This is a genomic window from Pseudomonas sp. Teo4, from assembly GCF_034387475.1.
Taxonomy (GTDB): domain Bacteria; phylum Pseudomonadota; class Gammaproteobacteria; order Pseudomonadales; family Pseudomonadaceae; genus Aquipseudomonas.
Genome location: NZ_JAXCIL010000001.1, coordinates 2,156,329 through 2,175,305, shown reverse-complemented (window position 1 = coordinate 2,175,305; position 18,977 = coordinate 2,156,329). Strand labels below are relative to the sequence as shown.

The 18,977-nt window shown below is 63.1% G+C and carries 16 protein-coding genes; 5 read left to right on the top strand and 11 right to left on the bottom strand.

The window, feature by feature from the left end; genetic code table 11:
* The 4 genes from cobW to PspTeo4_RS09895 all read left to right on the top strand — a co-directional run bounded on the left by cobW (position 1) and on the right by PspTeo4_RS09895 (position 6,504).
* The gene (gene cobW / locus PspTeo4_RS09910; protein ID WP_322363530.1) at positions 1–1,068 is read left to right on the top strand and encodes a cobalamin biosynthesis protein CobW; all 1,068 of its coding nucleotides are present in this window, start codon (positions 1–3) and stop codon (positions 1,066–1,068) included.
* 3 nt (positions 1,069–1,071) lie between these two features.
* Positions 1,072–4,833: a cobaltochelatase subunit CobN gene (cobN, locus tag PspTeo4_RS09905; protein WP_322363528.1), complete on the top strand. Its 3,762-nt coding sequence runs from the start codon at positions 1,072–1,074 to the stop codon at positions 4,831–4,833.
* A gap of 1 nt (position 4,834) precedes the next feature.
* Complete coding sequence (locus PspTeo4_RS09900) at positions 4,835–5,836, top strand: ATP-binding protein (protein ID WP_322363526.1); 1,002 nt, start codon at positions 4,835–4,837, stop codon at positions 5,834–5,836.
* A gap of 110 nt (positions 5,837–5,946) precedes the next feature.
* The gene (locus PspTeo4_RS09895) at positions 5,947–6,504 is read left to right on the top strand and encodes a vWA domain-containing protein (RefSeq protein ID WP_322363524.1); all 558 of its coding nucleotides are present in this window, start codon (positions 5,947–5,949) and stop codon (positions 6,502–6,504) included.
* Between the two features lie 114 nt (positions 6,505–6,618).
* Here PspTeo4_RS09895 and PspTeo4_RS09890 read toward each other — a convergent pair whose 3' ends face one another.
* Positions 6,619–6,885, bottom strand: coding sequence for a hypothetical protein (locus PspTeo4_RS09890; protein ID WP_322363522.1), 267 nt, complete (start codon positions 6,883–6,885; stop codon positions 6,619–6,621).
* A 344-nt stretch (positions 6,886–7,229) separates the two neighbouring features.
* Between PspTeo4_RS09890 and PspTeo4_RS09885 the strand changes: the two genes are divergently transcribed.
* Positions 7,230–8,555: a sigma-54 dependent transcriptional regulator gene (locus tag PspTeo4_RS09885; protein WP_322363520.1), complete on the top strand. Its 1,326-nt coding sequence runs from the start codon at positions 7,230–7,232 to the stop codon at positions 8,553–8,555.
* Positions 8,556–8,776: 221 nt separating this feature from the next.
* Here PspTeo4_RS09885 and PspTeo4_RS09880 read toward each other — a convergent pair whose 3' ends face one another.
* The 10 genes from PspTeo4_RS09880 to PspTeo4_RS29845 form a co-directional block, all read right to left on the bottom strand.
* Positions 8,777–10,978 carry an LTA synthase family protein gene (locus PspTeo4_RS09880; RefSeq protein WP_322363519.1) on the bottom strand — a complete coding sequence of 734 codons (2,202 nt, stop codon included), beginning with the start codon at positions 10,976–10,978 and terminating at the stop codon, positions 8,777–8,779.
* 127 nt (positions 10,979–11,105) lie between these two features.
* Positions 11,106–12,386 (bottom strand): hypothetical protein, encoded by a 1,281-nt coding sequence (locus PspTeo4_RS09875; RefSeq protein WP_322363518.1) that lies wholly within the window; start codon positions 12,384–12,386, stop codon positions 11,106–11,108.
* Between the two features lie 46 nt (positions 12,387–12,432).
* A complete protein-coding gene (locus PspTeo4_RS09870; RefSeq protein ID WP_322363517.1) occupies positions 12,433–13,179 on the bottom strand; it encodes a hypothetical protein in 747 nt (248 codons plus the stop codon).
* Positions 13,180–13,212: 33 nt separating this feature from the next.
* Positions 13,213–13,893: a C39 family peptidase gene (locus tag PspTeo4_RS09865; protein ID WP_322363516.1), complete on the bottom strand. Its 681-nt coding sequence runs from the start codon at positions 13,891–13,893 to the stop codon at positions 13,213–13,215.
* A 67-nt stretch (positions 13,894–13,960) separates the two neighbouring features.
* Positions 13,961–15,493, bottom strand: coding sequence for a heme utilization protein (locus tag PspTeo4_RS09860; RefSeq protein WP_322363515.1), 1,533 nt, complete (start codon positions 15,491–15,493; stop codon positions 13,961–13,963).
* A 62-nt stretch (positions 15,494–15,555) separates the two neighbouring features.
* Positions 15,556–16,128, bottom strand: a complete 573-nt coding sequence (locus tag PspTeo4_RS09855; RefSeq protein ID WP_322363514.1) for an adhesin — start codon at positions 16,126–16,128, stop codon at positions 15,556–15,558.
* A 1-nt stretch (position 16,129) separates the two neighbouring features.
* On the bottom strand, positions 16,130–16,567 hold the full coding sequence (locus PspTeo4_RS09850; protein ID WP_322363512.1) for a hypothetical protein: 438 nt from the start codon (positions 16,565–16,567) through the stop codon (positions 16,130–16,132).
* A 299-nt stretch (positions 16,568–16,866) separates the two neighbouring features.
* A complete protein-coding gene (locus PspTeo4_RS09845) occupies positions 16,867–17,403 on the bottom strand; it encodes an AAA family ATPase (protein ID WP_322363511.1) in 537 nt (178 codons plus the stop codon).
* Positions 17,400–17,966, bottom strand: a complete 567-nt coding sequence (gene pnuC / locus PspTeo4_RS09840; protein ID WP_322363510.1) for a nicotinamide riboside transporter PnuC — start codon at positions 17,964–17,966, stop codon at positions 17,400–17,402. The genes PspTeo4_RS09845 and pnuC overlap by 4 nt, the downstream gene beginning before the upstream one ends.
* A gap of 204 nt (positions 17,967–18,170) precedes the next feature.
* Complete coding sequence (locus PspTeo4_RS29845; RefSeq protein ID WP_416196946.1) at positions 18,171–18,905, bottom strand: methyl-accepting chemotaxis protein; 735 nt, start codon at positions 18,903–18,905, stop codon at positions 18,171–18,173.
* Positions 18,906–18,977: the final 72 nt, after the last annotated feature.

The window sequence follows — 18,977 nt, the reverse complement described above, 5'->3', positions numbered from 1 at the left end:
ATGAAAACACTGGCCAAGCTCCCCGTCACCATCGTCACCGGCTTCCTCGGCTCGGGCAAGACCACCTTGCTCCGGCACATGCTCGACAACGCCCAAGGCCGCCGTATCGCGGTAATCGTCAACGAATTCGGCGAACTGGGCATCGACGGCGAGATCCTCAAGCAATGCAGCATCGGCTGCACCGAGGAAGAAGCCAGCGGTCGAGTCTACGAGCTGGCCAATGGCTGCCTGTGCTGCACTGTGCAGGAAGAGTTCTTCCCGGTCATGCGCGAGCTGGTGGCCCGCCGTGGTGACCTCGACCACATCCTCATCGAAACCAGCGGCCTGGCCCTGCCCAAGCCCCTGGTGCAGGCCTTCCAATGGCCGGAAATCCGCAATGCATGCACCGTGGACGCCGTCATCACCGTGGTCGACAGCCCGGCGGTGGCCGCCGGCACCTTCGCCGCCTACCCGGACCAGGTGGACGCCCAGCGTAAGCTCGACCCTAACCTGGACCACGAATCGCCGCTGCACGAGCTGTTCGCCGACCAACTGGCCAGTGCCGACCTGGTGGTGTTGAACAAGGCCGACCTGATCGACGCCGAAGGCCTGGCCAAGGTCCGGGCGGAAGTCGCCGAAGAGCTGCCGCCAGCGGTCAAGGTGATCGAGGCCAGCAGCGGTCGACTGCCGTTGGAAGTGCTGTTGGGCGTGGGCGCCGAGTCCGAGGCGCACATTGACGGCCGTCGTACTCACCACGATTCGCACCACGAAGGTGATGACCATGACGATCATGACCACGACGCCTTCGACTCGATCTCCATCGACCTGCCTGAAGCCGACGAGAGCCTGCTGCTCGATGCCCTGACCCAGTTGGTGGTCGAATTCGGCATTCTGCGCGCCAAGGGCTTCGCGGCCATTCCGGGCAAACCGATGCGCCTGCTGGTGCAGGGCGTGGGCACCCGTTTCGACAAACACTTCGACCGCGCCTGGCGCGCCGACGAGCCGCGCATCACCCGCCTGGTGCTGATCGGCCAGGACCTGGACGCCACCGAGTTGGAAGCGCGCCTGCGCAAGGCCCTGGGCGCCTGACCCATGCACCTGCTGCGGACCCAGCCCGGCGGCTTCGTGCCGGACGACAGCATCGCCGATCTCGGCCAGACCCCCGCCGACCTGGTGATTCTCTGCAGCGGCGACTCACACCTGGCGTTGCTCGCCGAAACCGCCGAGCAACTGCCGCCGGGCTTCCCCAGCGTGCGCCTGGCCAACCCGATGCAGGTGCAGAACCATGCCTCGGTCGACCTGTACGTCGACCAGGTGTTGCGTCATGCCAAGGTGATACTGGTTTCATTGCATGGCGGCGTCGGCTATTGGCGCTACGGTGTCGAGCAGCTGGTCGAGCTGGCGGCGCGTGGCGTGCAGCTGATACTGGTGCCCGGGGATGACCGTCCCGACCCGGAACTCACCGGGTTGGGCACGGTGACCACCGAGCAGGCCGAACGCCTCTGGCATTACCTGCGTCAGGGCGGCAAGGCCAACGCCATCAACCTGTTCAACTGCATCGCCAGTCAGTGGTTGGGCTGCGATTGCGCCTGGGACGAGCCGCAGCCACTGCCCAGGACCGCGGTCTATCACCCGACCAAGGCCAGCGCCTCGCTGGAAGACTGGTACAGCCAGTGGCACCCGGAGCATCCGGTGGCACCGCTGCTGTTCTACCGCTCGCACCTGCAAGCGGCCAACACCGCGTTCATCGACGTGTTCTGCGAGCGCTTGCAGTCGGCCGGGCTCAATCCGTTGCCGATTGCGGTAGCCAGCCTCAAGGAAAGTGCCTGCCTGGAGCAGGTCGAAGCCTGGCTGGACGAAGTGGGCGCCGAAGTGCTGATCAACACCACGGGGTTCGCCCTGTCCAGCCCGGAGCGCCCCAACCTGCGGCCGTTCCGGCGTGATATTCCGGTGTTGCAGGCCATCTGCGCCCAGGATAACCAGCCCGGCTGGGAGGCGAGCGAGCAGGGCCTGGGCGCCCGCGACCTGGCCATGCATATCGCCTTGCCCGAGTTGGATGGGCGCATCATCACTCGGCCAGTGAGTTTCAAGGACCTGGCCTGGCGCAGCGAGCGCAGCCAGGCGGATGTGGTCTGTTACCGGGCCCATCCCGAGCGCATGGACTTCGTCGCCGAGCTGGCGCGGCACTGGGTGGAGCTGGCGCGCCTGCCGAACGGGCAGAAACGCGTGGCCCTGGTGTTGGCCAACTACCCGACCCGTGACGGGCGCATCGGCAATGGCGTCGGCCTGGATACACCGGCAGCGGCATTGAATATCCTCAAGGCCCTGCAGGCCGAGGGGTATCCATCGGCCGACCTGCCTGACAGTGGCACACAGTTGATTCAGCAGTTGTTGGGCGGAGTGACGAACGACCTCGACCATCTGGACCTGCGACCTTGCGCCCAGAGTCTGAGCCTCGCGGATTACCAGGCGGCATTCGAGCGCCTGCCGGACGCCAACCGCCAGGCCGTGCTTGAGCGTTGGGGGCCGCCCGAGCAGGACCCGATGTTCCGCAACGGCCGCTTGATGGTCGCCGGTCTGCGCTTTGGCCTGACCTTCGTCGGTATCCAGCCCGCCCGTGGCTATCAGGTCGACCCCAGCGCCGTGTACCACGACCCCGACCTGGTGCCGCCGCACGGCTACCTGGCGTTCTATTTCTGGCTGCGTCATGCCTACGCCGCAGACGCGGTGATCCATGTCGGCAAACACGGCAACCTCGAGTGGTTGCCCGGCAAGGGCGTCGGCCTGTCTGCTCAGTGCTGGCCCGACGCGTTGCTGGGGCCGCTGCCGAACATCTACCCGTTCATCGTCAATGACCCGGGCGAGGGCGCCCAGGCCAAGCGCCGGACCCAGGCGGTGATCATCGACCATCTGATGCCGCCGCTGACGCGCGCCGAAACCTACGGCCCACTACGTCACCTGGAGCAGCTGGCCGACGAATACTACGAGGCGCAACTGCTCGACCCACGGCGTGCCCGCGAGCTGCAGCGCGACATTCTCGAGCTGGTCAAGGTCAACCACATCGACCGCGAGCTGCAGCTCGAAGGCCAGTTGGACGACGCGGCGGTATGGCTGCCACGCCTGGACACCTACCTGTGCGACCTCAAGGAATCGCAGATCCGTGATGGCTTGCATGTGTTCGGCCAGTCACCTGAGGGCCGGCTACGCCTCGATACCTTGCTGGCATTGCTGCGGGTGGAGCGTGGCGATGGGCGTGGTGGCAACGCCAGCCTGCCGCGCGCGCTGGCCAAGGCGCTGGCGCTGGGCTTCGACCCGCTGGACTGCGAGCTTGGGCTTCCTTGGGATGGGCCGCGTCCCCAGTTGCTTCAGGCCGTCAGCAGTGGCGCGTGGCGCACTCACGGGGACACCCGCGAACGCATCGAACTGATGGCCCTGCAGGTGATCGAGCAAGCCCTGGCGGGCACTCTGCAGTTGCCTGAACATACCCAGTGGCAGGGTGTGCATGAGGTGGTGCAGGCGCTGCGTGATGAGGTCGCGCCGAATCTGGATGCTTGTGGCACATCGGAAATCAGCGGCCTGTTGGCAGCCCTGTCGGGGCGCTTCGTGCCTGCGGGGCCCAGTGGTGCACCCAGCCGTGGCCGTCTTGACGTGCTGCCCACCGGCCGCAATTTCTACACCGTGGATGTGCGCAACCTGCCCACGACCACGGCCTGGCGCCTGGGCTTCGCCTCGGCCAACCTGATTCTGGAGCGTCACCTTCAAGACCATGGCGACCACCTGCGCCAGTTGGGCCTGTCGGTCTGGGGCACGGCAACCATGCGCACCGGTGGCGATGACATCGCCCAGGCCATGGCGTTGATGGGCGTTCGGCCTGTGTGGGCGACCGGCAGCCAGCGGGTCGACGATTTCGAAATCCTGCCCCTGAGCCTGCTGGACCGCCCTCGGGTCGACGTCACATTGCGTGTTTCGGGCTTCTTCCGCGACGCCTTCGGTAACCTGATCCGTCTGTTCGATGCCGCCGTGCAGGCCGTGGCGGCACTGGATGAGCCCGACGACCTCAACCCCCTGGCGGCGCGGGTGCGCAGCGAGCGCGAAGCCCTGCTGGCGCAAGGCGTCTCGGCCGACCAGGCAGCCCGTGAAGCAGGCTGGCGAGTGTTCGGTGCCAAGCCTGGCGCTTACGGTGCCGGTGTGCAGAACGCCATCGATGGTCGCCTGTGGCACAGCCGCGAAGACCTGGCCGAGGTTTACCTCAATCACGGCGGCTATGCATACGGCAGTGCTGACCAGGGCACTCCCGCCCGTGCCCAGTTCGCCCAGCGCCTGAGCAAGGTGCAGGCGGTGCTGCAGAACCAGGACAACCACGAGCATGACCTGCTCGACTCCAACGATTACTACCAGTTCCAGGGTGGCATGCTGGCCGCCTCCGAGACTCTGGTCGGCACGACGGTGGCCAGTTATCACGGCGATCACAGCCAGGTCGATCGGCCCCGCATCCGCACCCTGAAGGAAGAGCTCAACCGGGTCATCCGTGCCCGTGCGCTCAACCCCAAGTGGATCGACGGCGTGAAGCGCCATGGCTACAAAGGCGCCTTCGAGATGGCGGCGACGGTGGACAACCTGTTCGCCTTCGACGCCACCACGCACCTGATCGATGACCATCATTACCAGTCACTGGCCGACGCCTACGTGCTCGACCCGGCGACCCGCGACTTCATGCGCGAGCACAACCCAGAGGCCCTGCGCGACTTGACCGAGCGCCTGCTGGAGGCTCAGCAGCGGGGCCTCTGGCAGGCCCCCGGTGACTATCGAGAGGCCCTCGAGGAGCAGTTGCTCGACGGCGAGGAACAGGCTTGAAATGAGTGAACCCGTGCAATTTCCCCTGGCGGCCGTGGTGGGCGCCGATGACCTGAAGCTGGCGTTGTGCCTGACCGCCATCGACCCGAAGATTGGCGGTGTGCTGATCGAAGGACCGCGCGGCATGGCCAAGAGTACGCTGGCGCGTGGCTTGGCAGACCTGTTGGGCGAGGGGCCGTTCGTCACCTTGCCGTTGGGCGCCAGTGAAGAACGGCTGGTCGGCACGCTCGACCTGGATGCCGCGCTGGGGCAGGGTAAAGCGCAATTCTCCCCAGGGGTGCTGGCCCAGGCCGACGGCGGCGTGCTGTACGTCGATGAGGTCAACCTGCTGCCCGATACCCTGGTGGACCTGTTGCTCGATGTGGCCGCCAGCGGCACCAACCGAATAGAACGTGACGGTATCTCCCATCGCCACAGTGCACGGTTCGTGCTGATTGGCACGATGAACCCGGAAGAAGGAGAGTTGCGCCCGCAACTGCTCGATCGCTTTGGCCTGAACGTGGCCCTGGAAGGGGTACCGGCACCGGAGGCGCGCCAGCACATCATTCGCCGCCGCCTGGCCTTCGACAGCGACCCTCAGGCGTTTTGCGCTCAATGGGCCGCCGCTCAGGCGCAGTTGCGTGAGCGCTGCCAGGCCGCGCGTCAGCAACTGGTGCACATTGCCCTGGACGACCAGGCCTTGGCCTGGATCACCGAACGCTGTTTCGCCGCTGGCGTCGATGGCCTGCGTGCCGACTTGGTCTGGCTGCGCGCGGCCCGCGCTCATTGCGCCTGGCGCGGTGCCGAGGTCATTGCCGAGGAAGATGTCGATGCCGTGGCGGAGTTTGCTCTGCGCCATCGTCGACGTGTATCGCCCCAGGCCACGCCGCCTTCGACGGCAGCGGATAGCGGCCAGGGCGACTCGCAAAAACAAGGCGGGCAGGGCGATTGGGGGGCTATGGCGCCCCAGCAGGTGGCCACGGGGGCGCGTCGCGAGGTGCCGAACTGGGCAAAAAAGCCCTGAGCATCCGCCCGCCCGAGGCCAAGGCGACGGATGCCAGACCCCGGGCCGGGACATTCAAGGGCGGCAGCCGAGGCCGTGCACAGGCCGCTTCGACAGGCCGGGTAGCCTGGTTGCCGACCCTGCTCAAAGGGCGCCCACGTTTACGTCAGGACCTGTGCTGGCAACAGCGCCGGGCGCAGGCCAACGAACTATGGCTGGTCATCGTCGACGCCTCGGCGTCAACCCGCCGTCACCAGGCGCTGACGCACACTAAAGGCCTGCTGGCGGAACTGTTCGACCAGGCTTATCGGCAGCGGGCACGCCTGGCCCTGTTGACGGCCAGCGGTGGTGCGCCCCAATGGCAGCGCCATGGCCTCAAGGCCTCGGCGGCGCTGCAACCCTGGTTGCAGGCACTGGGCGCTGGTGGTGGCACGCCATTGATCGCGGCGCTGGAGCAGGCCCGACAGTGGCTGCAGGCGCGGCGCAAGGCCTACCCTGATGAGGTGCAGCGCTGCCTGGTGTTCACCGATGGCCGCCTGCAGCGTTGGAGCGCCGTGCAGCCGATGCCGTGCGAGACACTGCTGGTGGACATGGAAATGGCGCCAATACGCCTGGGGCGTGCCAGGCAATTGGCCGAAGAACTGCAAGCCGACTATCAGCACCTGCAACATTTCAAAGTAATGCAGTAGTTACACTTTCTGGACGGCTGCGACACTATGTCGCAATAGAGAAAGTTGCCAGTGCGGCAATAACGAAGTTTCACAAGTGCGTGATCTGGCACGCACTTGTGTCGTCCGCAGGCATTACTTAGGCATCGACCAAGGTTGCAGGTCGTAACCTTTTTCGGACAACTCGGCACGCACTTCCTCGATCAGGCTCGCCCACTGGGCCGGGTCGGAATAGATACGCGAGGAAACTTGTTTGCTGCCGATACGGGTGCTGGTCCGGTCGATGACTGCCAGGCTCAGCTCGCCCGAACCGTTGGGGGCATCCCAGGCAACGCACTGGAAGGGTTCGAAGGCGTGGTCGGCAATCAGCAGTGCTTCGTTGACACGGAGCGGGGCATTCATGGTTCGGTCTCTCTATGGTCCCAAACATCGAAATGAAGTCCGCGTTGCCAGGTGCTCGCTAAAACATTTCGCGATACCCAGCGCGGGGTTATTCGTACTGATGCTTCAAGTCGGTGGTCAAGTCACATGGTAATTGTAAATTTTTTCAAAACGGGAAAAGTAGCTCCCATTCTGTGCACCCTGTGACGTCATCAAAGGGTGAAAATTCCCTTGTGACATTATGGTGACGAGCGTTTGCAGACAGACGGTAGTGGGCACCGCCAAGTTCGTTGCTACTGTTAATTCGGGCGTCGCAACTTACTGTTTTCATGTAAAAAACCATAATTTGGCGCCAAGGAAAGGTCATGCACGAGCCTGCATCCCAACGCCGCTTGCTCATCGTCGATCCTTGCGACGACTGCCACCGTCTTCTCCCCGGCCTCAGCGGTACTGGCTGGGATGTTCACAGTTGTACCTTGGGCGCCGCGCTCGAGTATCCCTGCGATGTTGGCCTGTTGCGCCTGCAGGCTTCGCACCTGCGACACCCCGATGCAGTCAAGGACATGATCAAGCGCAGCAATACCGAATGGATTGCCGTGCTCAGCGCTGAAGAACTGCGCATGCAGAACGTCGGGGACTTCGTTTGCGAATGGTTCTTCGACTTCCACACCCTGCCGTTCGACGTTTCCAGGGTCCAGGTTACCTTGGGCCGGGCCTTTGGCATGGCGCGCCTGCGTGGCAAGGGTGCGGTGCAGGTGGAGGAGCTGGAGCACGAACTGCTTGGCGACAGCCGGCCCATCCGTGAATTGCGCAAGCTGTTGGGCAAACTGGCGCCCACCGAGTCGCCGGTGCTGATAAGGGGCGAAAGCGGCACGGGCAAGGAGTTGGTGGCGCGTACGCTGCACCGTCAGTCGCAACGCTTCGATCAACCGTTCATCGCCATCAACTGCGGGGCGATCCCAGAGCACCTGATTCAGTCCGAACTCTTCGGCCATGAGAAGGGTGCGTTCACGGGTGCCCACCAGCGCAAGGTCGGGCGAATCGAGGCGGCCCATGGCGGCACGCTATTCCTCGATGAAATCGGCGACTTGCCGCTGGAGTTGCAGGCAAATTTACTGCGTTTTCTTCAGGAGAAGCACATCGAGCGGGTGGGTGGCAGCCAACCGATTCCGGTTGACGTCAGGGTACTGGCAGCGACCCATGTGGACCTGGAAAAGGCCATCGAGCAGGGGCGCTTTCGGGAAGACCTTTATTACCGGCTCAACGTCCTGCAGGTGGTGACCGCCCCGTTACGCGACCGCCACGGTGACCTGTCGATGCTCGCCAACCACTTCTCGCATTTCTACAGCCTGGAGACGGGACGCCGGCCACGCTCATTCAGCGACCATGCCCTGGCCGCGATGGGGCGGCATGACTGGCCGGGTAATGTTCGGGAGTTGGCCAACCGCGTACGACGGGGCCTGGTGCTGGCTGAGGGGCGGCAGATAGAAGCCCAGGACCTGGGCTTGCAGGTGATGGAGCAGCAGGACCAGCCGTTGGGCACGCTGGAGGACTACAAGCACCGCGCGGAACGCCAGGCGCTGTGCGACGTGCTCAACCGGCACAGCGATAACCTGAGTATTGCAGCGAGGGTGCTTGGGGTATCGCGGCCAACTTTCTATCGACTGTTGCACAAGCACCAGATCAGATAGCCTCCAAGGACCCCTTCGCGGTCCCTGAAGCAGAACGCGGCCTAAGTGCCGGACTCACTGCGGGGGCAACTGTTTTGTGGTGCCTGTACTGGCCTCATCGCCGGCAAGCCCGCTCCCACATGTACTGCAGTGATCTGAAGGTCAGCGCAGTAGATGTGGGAGCAGGCTTGCCGGCGATGGGCCGCAAAGCGGCCCCAATTGCGGTTGTTTCGTGCAGCACATCAGCTCGACTGCGCAATATGCCCGTCGGAAATGTCCTCGACCGGCTCTTCCTCACCGGGCAGCGCGGTGATCACACTGAAATCACTCACTTCCACCTCTCCACCGCCATACCCCAGCAAATGGAAGGAAAACGCCTTGCGCTCGGTCGGGTTATCGAACCCGAATTCCATGTCCAGGGGCCGGTCCGCCGTTACCAGAATCTCCTCCGGCAACCCCAAGGGTACATCCTGCTCCAGCTCCTTGGCCTTAAGCTGGATATAGGCATTGTGCTGCGGGTCGAGCGAGCGGATCTTGACCCGTACCTTGGTGTGCGAGCCTTCAGGCAACTCCAGATACTGCGCGCCGATCAGGTTGTCGGCCCAGTCGTCATGGATGCGGGCCTGCAACGGAATGGCGGACGGCCCGCCGAACTGATAGCGCAGGTTCAGCGGCGTCTGCAGCAAGGACTGGTCGAGTACGCCGGCCAGTGCGTTGATCTGCGGCCCGGTCACCGCATCGCCTGGCCCCAGGTACTTGGCCCGGTCGGCAATGAAACCCTCGCTGGCGTAGCGCCGGCAGCGTTGCTGGAAGTCGCATTCGGTGAACACGCCCTTGCCGTCGTGGTAGCGCAGCATGCCGTTGGTGTAGGCGATCATCTCGCGGCCACTGTCGTAGTCGCGAAACAGCGAGCGCCCGCCCAGGGCTGCGGGAATGGGCAGGGCGAAGTAGTCGAGCAGCGATGTGGCCAGGTCGATGTGGCCATAGGTGCCGTGTTTCAGGCGCGGCAATGCGGCCTGCTCGGGGGCGAGGGTGAGGTTGAAGCCCCAGGACGATGCCAGGCGGACGCCGTCGATGCCGTGGGACTCATCGGAGGTGACGACCACCAGGGTGTCCTTGAGTACGCCCTGTTGTTCGAGGTTATCGAGAAACGCGCCGATGGCATCGTCCAGGTAGGCCACCGCCGCCTGCTTGGCGGTGTCGTAGCGTTGCAGGTATTGCTCGGGTGCAGAGTAGGGCTGGTGCGTGCCTACGGTCAGCAGGGTGAGCATCCACGGTTTGTCCTGTTTGCGCAGCTGGCCGACATAGTCCAGGGCACCCTCGAAGAACGCCCGATCATCCTTGCCCCAGGGGAACTCCAGGTAGTTCTCGTTGCGGAACCATTCCAGGCCATGGACCGATTCGAAGCCGATGTGCGGCATGATCCGGTCCTTGGCCATGAAGCGCAGGCCCGCGCCCTGCAGGTAATGGGTGGTGAACCCCGCCTGGCGCAATTGCGCCGGCAGGCAGGCCTGGTTGCGCTGTTGCTGGGTCAGCAGCTCCATCCCCTTGGGTGTGCCGTTGGCCAGTTTGTCGTAGTCACCGCAGAGCATGGCATACAGGCCACGAATGGTCTGATGGGTATGCAGCACGTAGTCGGGTGTGTTCATGCCGCGTTCGGCCCAGCGGCTGAGCTTGGGCATGAGCTCTTCGTCGAAGCGGCTGTTCAGGGCCTGGCGGTTGGGCCTGATATAAGCGCCGGGGATGCCTTCGAGGGTGATGACCAGCAGGTTGCGGGCCTGGCCAGGCACGCCCAGCAGCCTCTGGCCATGCAGGTCGGACTGGGTAAGGCCGGCGCTGGGCAGTGGTGTTATCGGCTGTTGTTCGCCGAGCAGGTGCAGGGCTTGTTGCTGCACGCTGCCGACGCTTGCCGCCAGCAGTTGGTGCGGCAGGTTGTATTGGCGCCATTGGTCGGCATCGGACGGTGCCAGGTGCTGGTTGCCCCAGTGCACGCCAAACAGCAGCACCGGGATGGCCCAGGCCTTGCGGGGCAGGGGTGTGCTGCGCTGGTTGCGGCCATGCCAGGCGCTGACCAGCCACGCCAGCAGGCCAATGACCAGAACCCAGGGCATCCAGGCATGGGCCAGGCCGCCACCGGTGGAGTTTTCCATGAATTGCGAGTCGGTCAGGTAGCCCAGGTCACCGGCATTGGGTAGCCGACCGACGGCGCTCACCAATTCTGCCGAGGCTATCCAGAGCCCAGCCCAAGCCAGCAGTACCGGTAGGGCCAGCCACCAGGGCCGGCGGTCCAGCGCCAGCACCAGCAGGCTGCCGAGCGCGAGGTCCGACAGGTAACCGAGTGGATTGGACCACCCCAAGAGGGCACGTGCACCTAGTGGGATCACCAGCACCAGGGTTGCCAGGACGGCAAGACGAGTGCGAGGGTGGCCTAGCAGGTTCTTCACGAAAGCTTTCCTTATTGCCATTAAAACGTCATGTTTCTGTGCTCGATGATAACAGGCCAAGTTCAGGAAAGCGGTCGGTTACAAGGTTGGTTACCAAATGCCGGGCCTGGCGGCAGGCCCGGTCAGCTCAGAAGTAGTAAGGGAATTTCAGGCTGAAGGAGAAGTCCGGCGCATCGTCGGTCAGCCCTATGGACAAGTTCGGTACGATCGTCAGGTTGTTCGTGGCGGCGAAGGTCATGCCGATGTTGAAGTTCGCAGCGTTGTAGTCGCTGTTGCTGATCGACTGCCAGTCGCCGCCGTCGGGCTTGATCTTGCTTTTGCTCGAGAACTGGTCGGTGACCGAGAACGACATGCTCATCTTCTCGTTGAGGGCGAAGGCAATGCCGCCGCCGATCTGCCAGGAGTCGCCGAGTTTCACGTCCCCGCCCACTTTGCTATTGACCTGTGGGCTGATGTCGCTGAACGAGTCCTGCATGTTGTAGGTGTATTGCAGGCTGGCGAACAGTACTGCCGGGTCGAAGGTCTTGACCAGCGAGATACCGGGCGAGATCGACCAGATACCGTTGCCGGTCGGCAGGTCTTCCGGAACAGCCAGGTTGTCGTTGCCAGGGCTCTGGATCAGCTTGATGCCGTACGGGTCCTTGCCGGTCGGGGCCTTGACCCGCAGGGTGGCCACGGCATCGGGCCAGGTTTCGTCTTCATCGAGGAACTTGTAGGCAATGCCGAAGTTGACGTCGCCGAGGGTTGGGTCGCGTTTCACCGAGTCTTCGGAAGTGACCCCGGCGGCACCGCCTGCGCCACCCGAGGAGTAGGAGGAATCGCGGTAGACGATAGGTACGTTGATATCGAACTGCCAGCGCTGATCCAGGTTGTAGCGGGCCGTCAGGTCCAGAGTCCAGTTGTCGGCCTTGATGCGGTCGATGTTGATGTTGCCGAGGAAAATCGAGTCCAGCGCCAGGAACCCGTTGAGGGTCAGGGCCCGGGTGTCGTAGTGGGTGTAGGTCAGGCCGGTTTCGACGCTGAACTTGCCGCCGCCGAAAAAGCCGCTGGCCTCGTCATACAAGTTGGACACGCTCTGCGCAGGCTCGGAATTGTCCTGCAACGATTGCCCGTACGAGCTGCCAGTGGTGCCGGGCGCGCCGGAGGCCACGGTCTGGCTGCCCTTGACGCCCTCTGCCGGCGACTTGGTCAGGCGCTTGGGCGCAGGGGCCTGCGGCGCCTCTTCGACCTGGCGCAGCCTTTGTTCCAGCACCATCAATGCGTTCTGTTGTGCTTCGTAGCGCTGTTTCAGCGCGATGAGTTCCTGTTTCAGTGCTTCGACCTCAGGGTCCACAGCTGCCTGCAGCAGGGTGGCCGGGGCCAGGGTACTCAAACAAACGATAGCTCTTAGCGTCAACAAACGGTGCATGGGGTAGCCGTCCCTTCTGACTGCTTTCGATGAGACTGAGCGTAGATCAGTATCCGAGATTACGAATGCCTTTGAGCTGGTCCAGGTTGACGCTCATCGAGCCCGCCGTAGGCGCGTTGTCACGCAGTACCACATTCAGCGAGGTGAGGTTGCTGACCCGGTTGCTGGCCCCGAGCAAGGTGGTGTTCTGCATCAGTCCACCCTGGCCAATGCGCTGCAAGGTGTTGCCCTGGTTGTTGTTGGCGACGATGTTCATCTGTATCCCGGTGCCGGAAGAGGACACCTTGAGCGAACCCGCGCCATTGCTTCCGCTCAGCGTGGAGCCGTCGGCCAAGGCCTGGCCCTGAGGTTTCGTGGTCGGGGCCTGGTTACCCTTGGTCACGTTGATGTCGACATTGTTATGGGCCGTGTTGTAGTCACCCGCGGCACGTACCACTTGGGTCACGCCTTCGGTGGTGTTCAGGCCGCTGCCACCGGTAACCGTCCCGGTGCCGTTGCTCTTGGGCTGGGAGTTGCCCGTGCCTTTTTCGTCGATCATCGACACGTAGAACTGCGGCTTGATGGTCGATTGCTGGATTTGCATCGAGGACGTTGCACCAATCACCTCACCATTGGCGTTCTGCCAGGTGCTGGTCATGACGATGCCGAAACTGACGATGCGCCCCGGCATCACATAACGGCCGCGAAGGCTGGCCAGTTCCTGGTCCTTGAGTTCGATCGGTTTGAACGTCTCTGCCTGGGTCGGCAGGGTAGCGGCCAGGCACATGACTGCCAGCCAGGTTGAAGTCTTCATGGGGTGCTCCCGGAGCCTCTTGCCCACAGTGATTTAGAAGAAGTCGCTTTGGATGAAGCCAAAGTCCATCAACTCGGCGTCCTGCACCGGGGTGAAGTTGCTGATGCGGTTCTTGGCGCTCAGCGGTAGCGGCGGGTCGAGCAGTATGTTGTTCTTGTCGTATCCCTGGCCGATGACGGCGAAGATGATGCCGTTCCAGCCTTTGACGAAGTCCTCGACCTTGAAGCGTTTGTGGCCCAGCACCGGGTCACCGATGTAGACCCAGCCTCTGTCGACCTTCTGCATGACCACGAAGTGCTTGTAGCCGCGGATGTCCATCAGCACGACCACCGGAATGCGGATGCTCTGCAGGGTGTCGGGGGCTACCTTGTAGCCACGGGCACGCATGCCGAGGCTTTCCACGTAGCGCTTCATGTCGAGCATGGAAAAGCCCTGGACACGAACCTGGTCCGGGTCGGCGTGGGCCAGCATGCCTTCGATGATTTGATGTTCGTCGACGTCCAGCCAGTAGGCTTGACGCAGGATGGTCGCCAGCGCTGCGGCGCCACAACTGAAGTCGGTTTTCTGCTGCACCAGGTCGGCGAACTTGCGTTCGCGGATGCTCTGGATGGGTTTGTAGATCACCGCGCCACCAGGCAGGACGGACAACGGCATCTGGGCTGCTTCGCTCACACTGGCCATGCACAGCAAAAACGCCAAGGCGATCATGCGCATGTTCGACGCCCCCCTGTATTTCTTGTTAGAAAGAGGCCCCCCGAAGGGGGCCTCCAGGCCGCAGTTGTTACATCGAGGTGTTGGAGATGGCCAGCGAGTTGCTTTGCTGGTTGCCCACACCGGCTGCCACGTTGACGCCCAGGTTGCCGCTGCCACCGTTCACCGAACCACTGAGGGTTGCGGTGTTGGTCACAGGGTTGGCCCAGCCGGTCGGGGTCAGCACTTGGAACGAGACGCTGTTGCTCATTGCGTACTCGCTAGCCTCGCTGTAGCTCTTCGAGATGCTGTCCGAAGACTCCGAAGATTTCTCGCCGGATTTCTCGAAGGCCGAAGCGTTGGCTTTCTCCCATTCCGAAGCCTTCGCTTTTTCCCACGAAGAATCGCGAGACTTCTCGTAAGAGGAGTCGCGAGACTTGTCGTACGAAGAGTCACGGGTCCGGTCGTACGAAGAGGTGTACGACTTGTCGAACGACGAGTCGTAGGACTTGTCGAAGGACGACTCGTGAGTGCGGTCGCGGGAGGTGTCGACGCTTACGTCGAGGTCGGCGTTAACCGAGCCGTCGAAGCTCTCGCTGCGGGTCCGGGTGAACGGGCCGAAGGTCGAGGTCCTGGTTGCGTCGGCGCTGACCGAAGCGTCCAGCGAAGCGTTGAGCGAAGCACTCGAGGTGGAGCTGGAGCTCGAGTTGTGCGAACCGCTGGCATCCCAGCTGTTCGAGCCGTTGGCTGCCATGTTGTTCGAACCGCTGGCGCTGCTGCTGCTAGAGCCACTGGAGTTCATGCTGCTCGAGCCGCTGGAGTTGCTGCTGCTCGAACCACTGGCGCTGCTGCTCTTCGAACCGCTGGCGCTGCTGCTTTGCGAGCCAGCCACGCTGAAGCTCGAGCTGGAGCTCTTGTCGATGTTGGCATCGAACGAGCCGCTGGCCGAGGACGAACCGCTTTTCGAGGTGGTGATGGTGATCGTATCCACCCGATAGGTGCGGTCGGCACGGTTGATCACGGTCAGGCCGGGGCCGCTCTGGTTGGCGGTGGCTTTGGCAGTGGCATCACCAATTGGCGCACTGTTGTTGGCAATGGCCATGGTGTTTTTCTGCTGGTTCAGGTCGCCGCCAGCAATGTTGATACCCATGTTGCCGCTGCTGCCGTCAGCCGAGCCGGCCATGACGGCAGAGCTCTGGGTAGACCAGTTCTTGACGGTGTTGTTGTTGCTTCGCTGAACGACACTGGCGGTGGCTTCGGCATCGCCGAAGACGAAGCTGTTGTCGATGGCGGAGTTGTCGGAGGCGCTGTTGGCGATGGCCGCAGCGTTGTCTTGTTGGTTGCCGTTACCGGCAGCCACGTTGATGCCGACGTTGCCGCTGGCGCCGGTGGCGGAGTCGCTCATCTCGGCCGAGTTGATGGTGCCTTCGTTGAACACGAAGTTGTCGTTGCTTCGTTGAGTGTCTTTCGCTTCGGCAGTAGCTTTGGTGTAGATGGGTTTTGGAGGAGGATTGTGGTGGCCATGGTGGCCTCCACGCCGATCGTTCTGATCCGCTTGTGCAGCAACAGCCATGACCGCAGCAATTGCGAAAACCAGAGGCTTAAGTGCCATCGAGGGTTTCATGGTGTTTCTCCGTCTTTTTTTTCGGTTAAGTGTTGTTCTTACCTTTTTTGCCCATTTTCGGGTCAGTTCGCGACCCGTACGCTCAGGGTGTTTGCCGTCTGGTTGCCCACCCCGGCGCTCTGATTCAACTGGATGACTCCACGGCTACCGGTGAATGCCTGGTCACCGGTGGTGACCTGGCGATAGCCGGGAGAGGCATCAGTTGGATCGGAGCTGTTGATCAGCGCCACGTTCTGTTGCAGAAGGACGCTGTCGTCGATGCTTTGCGGTTGTGAACTAATGCTGATACGCAGTGCGTTGGCTTGCTGGGTGCTGGCGCCAGCGCTCTGGTTAACGCCCAGTGCGCCGCTGCCATGGCTGAAGGCATCGCCCTGGATGCTGGCGCGGGCATCCATGTTGGGGTCTATCACCGATTGCAGGCGTTGGCGGATCTGGGTGGTGGCGTTGGCCCCATGGCCATTGGCGATGGCCCGTGCGTTGGCCTGTTGCTGCAGGTCGCCCGCCGCCTGGTTGACGCCTAGGTTGCCTTGGTATTGCGCGCCGGAACTGTCGATGGTGGCGTCGTTGATCACGGGGGATTGGGCCAAGGCCGATGCACTGCAAAACGCGGCAAGGATTAACAGCGTCTGCCTCATCTCATTTGCCTCCGGTGAGGATCTGCAGCGGTGCCAGGCCGCGTTGGACACTCGAATTGACCATGTTGGAAATGCCGTTGCCTCCCCCTGTGCCACGGCCGGCGGCCATGTTGGGAAGCTGCGTTTGGTTGCCGATGGTGCCGCCGATGTTGTTGGTCTGCTGTGTGACCAGCGAGGAAATGCCGGTACCGCTGGTGATGTTGGCGAAGTCGCCATCACTGAGCTCGCTGGTTTGCTTGAGCACGTATGCAGAAGGGTTGGCGTTGGCGGTGGTGGGGTTGGGGTCGGGTTCCAGAGGGGCTCGGATGGCCATGCGGGGTTGGACATCGCGGGTGATCACGATGATTCCGTTGTCGGCCTGGGCCGGCAGACTGAGGCATGAACCCAGTACGCACCCGACCAGCAGGCGGCGAAAAAGGCCTTTATCGAGTTTCTCCACGGTGGCAATTCCTTCTTTCCGTTCGCTGGCCCGTTATCAGCGTTGCGAGGAGGAGAGCAGGAGCTGTGCCGCTTTTGGTTTTTATAGGGTATTCAAAGACTTGGCTTTGATAGCTGGACGCGTTGTCATTTAGCTGTATCAGCGTCGAGACACTGGGCAGGCCAAGAACCGCTTTTTCCGGTGGTAGCCTTGCCCGAAGCGGCTTTGGCACGACTGTATCGTGGGCGCAACACTCGCCCCGCAATTTGGGGAAAGTGCGCAAATACGGGGGCTATGGCCCAGTTTGGTGTGTCAGGGGCTTAACACACCACGGGGGTTGCGAGCAGTTGCCGAACGGCGTCCAGGGCCGCTGCGCTGCGGGTCGGCCAGTCGCCACCGATTACCTGCAGGGGTTGTTCATGGCGTTGCAGCCAGCCCAGGCTGTCGGCAAAAAAAGCCTGACGCGCACTCAGCTCCGGTTGGCAGCGCTGACCATCGCCTACCCAGGCGACGCCCTGTGGGTCCAGTAATAGATGCAGGTCGTAGTTACGCTCGAGCAGGGCGTGCTCGATCCAGTCCGGGCAATCGCCAAACAGCGCCCGGCTCCACAACAGGTTGCTGAGCAAGTGGGTATCGAGAATCAGCAGTTCAGGCTGGCGGGCGCGAGCAGCGTCTTCCCAGGCCAGTTGGCCGCAAGCGATGCTGGGGATATCGGCGTAGCAGGTGTCGCGTTGTTCCCGGTCGATGAAGTGGCGCACGTACTCGGAAACCACCAGGCCGCCAAATTGCGCCTGCAGCACACCGCTGAGCCAGCTTTTGCCACTGGATTCGGGGCCGCACAGCACTACGACTTTCATTGGGCCACCAATGCCGGGTCGCGGCGCCATTCAAGCCAGCCACGCATGGCGATCACGGTCAGTACGGCGAAGAAACCGGCGGTGAAGTACAACTGCTGATGCAGGTACTGCCCGACGTAGATCACATCGACCACCACCCACAACGGCCAGCACTGCAGGCGCTTTTGCGCCATCCACACCTGCGCCACCAGGCTGAAGCCGGTGAGCGTGGCGTCCAGCCAGGGCAGGGCGGCATCGGTCCAGAAGGCCATGGCTGCGCCCAGCGCAAGGCTCAGCAGCAGGCCGGCAAGCAGGCTGAAAAGCACGGCGGGCCGGTTCAGGCGTGTCACCTTCCGTGCATCCTCGGCCCGATCGGGCCGGCGCCACTGCCACCAGCCGTACAATTGCAGCGCAGCGTAGGCCAATTGCAGCAGCATGCCCGAGTACAGCTTGACCTCGTAGAACAGCCAGCCGTAGATCAGCACCATCACCAGGCCGATTGGCCAGCACCAGGCGTTCTGTTTGACGGTGAGCCAGACGGCGGTGACGCCGAGCACGGCGGCGATGAGCTCAAGGCCGGACATCGGCGATCCTTGGAATGGGAGGGGGCGCGATTGTAGCCTGTGCGAGCTGTCGGGTGACAAGGGTTTGTGAGCTGGCTCCTACGGTGCCTGTTCAGGCCTCATCGCCGGCAAGCCGGCTCCCACAGGTACAGCGTCGCACCTGAGACCGGCGCAACACCTGTGGGAGCCGGCTTGCCGGCGATGAGGCCGTAACAGGCAACCCTGTCAAACCCTGAACTGACGCAACAGTTGCTCCAGGTCCTCGCTCAAACGCGCCAGCGACTCCCCGGCATCGCTCGACTGGCGCGCAGCGTCTGCGGTCTGTTGCGACAACCCGGCGGTGTCCAGCACATTGCGGTTGATCTCCTCGACCACATGAGACTGTTGCAAGGTGGCGCTGGCAATCGACGCATTGAGCGCAGTGAGGTTGTGCAGTGCCTGGCTGATGGCATCCAGGCTGGAGCCGGCTTCGCGGGCCTGCTCGACGGTTTGCCGCGAAGCTTCGCTGCTGGTGTCGATGGCTTTGACCGCAGCGTCCGACTGCCCCTGCAAATGCTCGATCATGGTGTGAATTTCTGCGGTCGACTGCGCCGTGCGCTGGGCCAACAGGCGCACTTCGTCGGCCACCACGGCAAACCCACGGCCTTGTTCACCTGCACGGGCCGCTTCGATGGCAGCGTTGAGAGCCAACAGATTGGTCTGCTCGGCGATGGAGCGGATCACGTCGAGCACGCCGCCGATCTTGCTGCTGTGCCCGGCCAGTTCGCGAATCACCTGGACGGCTTGTTCGATGGTCTGCGACAGGCGGTCGATCTGCTGCAGGCTGCCGTGAATCGCCTGCTGACCGTGCTCGACCTGCTGCTGTGCGGCACGCATCTCACCAGCCGCCTGCTCGGCAGTCTTGGCCACGTCCTGCACGGCGTAGGTCACTTCATTGACCGCAGTCGCCACCTGGTCCATCTGCAGCGACTGCTGGGCGCTGTGCTGCTGGGCGGCGCCGGCGTTGTCGCCGACATGGCTCGCGGACTGGGC

Coding starts and splice junctions, on each gene's coding strand:
- PspTeo4_RS09885 (WP_322363520.1), top strand. CDS start 7,230: ATGCACGAGCCTGCATCCCAACGCCGCTTGCTCATCGTCGATCCTTGC.
- cobW (WP_322363530.1), top strand. CDS start 1: ATGAAAACACTGGCCAAGCTCCCCGTCACCATCGTCACCGGCTTCCTC.
- pnuC (WP_322363510.1), bottom strand. CDS start 17,966: ATGTCCGGCCTTGAGCTCATCGCCGCCGTGCTCGGCGTCACCGCCGTC.
- PspTeo4_RS09890 (WP_322363522.1), bottom strand. CDS start 6,885: ATGAATGCCCCGCTCCGTGTCAACGAAGCACTGCTGATTGCCGACCAC.
- PspTeo4_RS09870 (WP_322363517.1), bottom strand. CDS start 13,179: ATGAAGACTTCAACCTGGCTGGCAGTCATGTGCCTGGCCGCTACCCTG.
- PspTeo4_RS09860 (WP_322363515.1), bottom strand. CDS start 15,493: ATGAAACCCTCGATGGCACTTAAGCCTCTGGTTTTCGCAATTGCTGCG.
- cobN (WP_322363528.1), top strand. CDS start 1,072: ATGCACCTGCTGCGGACCCAGCCCGGCGGCTTCGTGCCGGACGACAGC.
- PspTeo4_RS09875 (WP_322363518.1), bottom strand. CDS start 12,386: ATGCACCGTTTGTTGACGCTAAGAGCTATCGTTTGTTTGAGTACCCTG.
- PspTeo4_RS09900 (WP_322363526.1), top strand. CDS start 4,835: ATGAGTGAACCCGTGCAATTTCCCCTGGCGGCCGTGGTGGGCGCCGAT.
- PspTeo4_RS09855 (WP_322363514.1), bottom strand. CDS start 16,128: ATGAGGCAGACGCTGTTAATCCTTGCCGCGTTTTGCAGTGCATCGGCC.
- PspTeo4_RS09865 (WP_322363516.1), bottom strand. CDS start 13,893: ATGCGCATGATCGCCTTGGCGTTTTTGCTGTGCATGGCCAGTGTGAGC.
- PspTeo4_RS29845 (WP_416196946.1), bottom strand. CDS start 18,905: ATGGACCAGGTGGCGACTGCGGTCAATGAAGTGACCTACGCCGTGCAG.
- PspTeo4_RS09845 (WP_322363511.1), bottom strand. CDS start 17,403: ATGAAAGTCGTAGTGCTGTGCGGCCCCGAATCCAGTGGCAAAAGCTGG.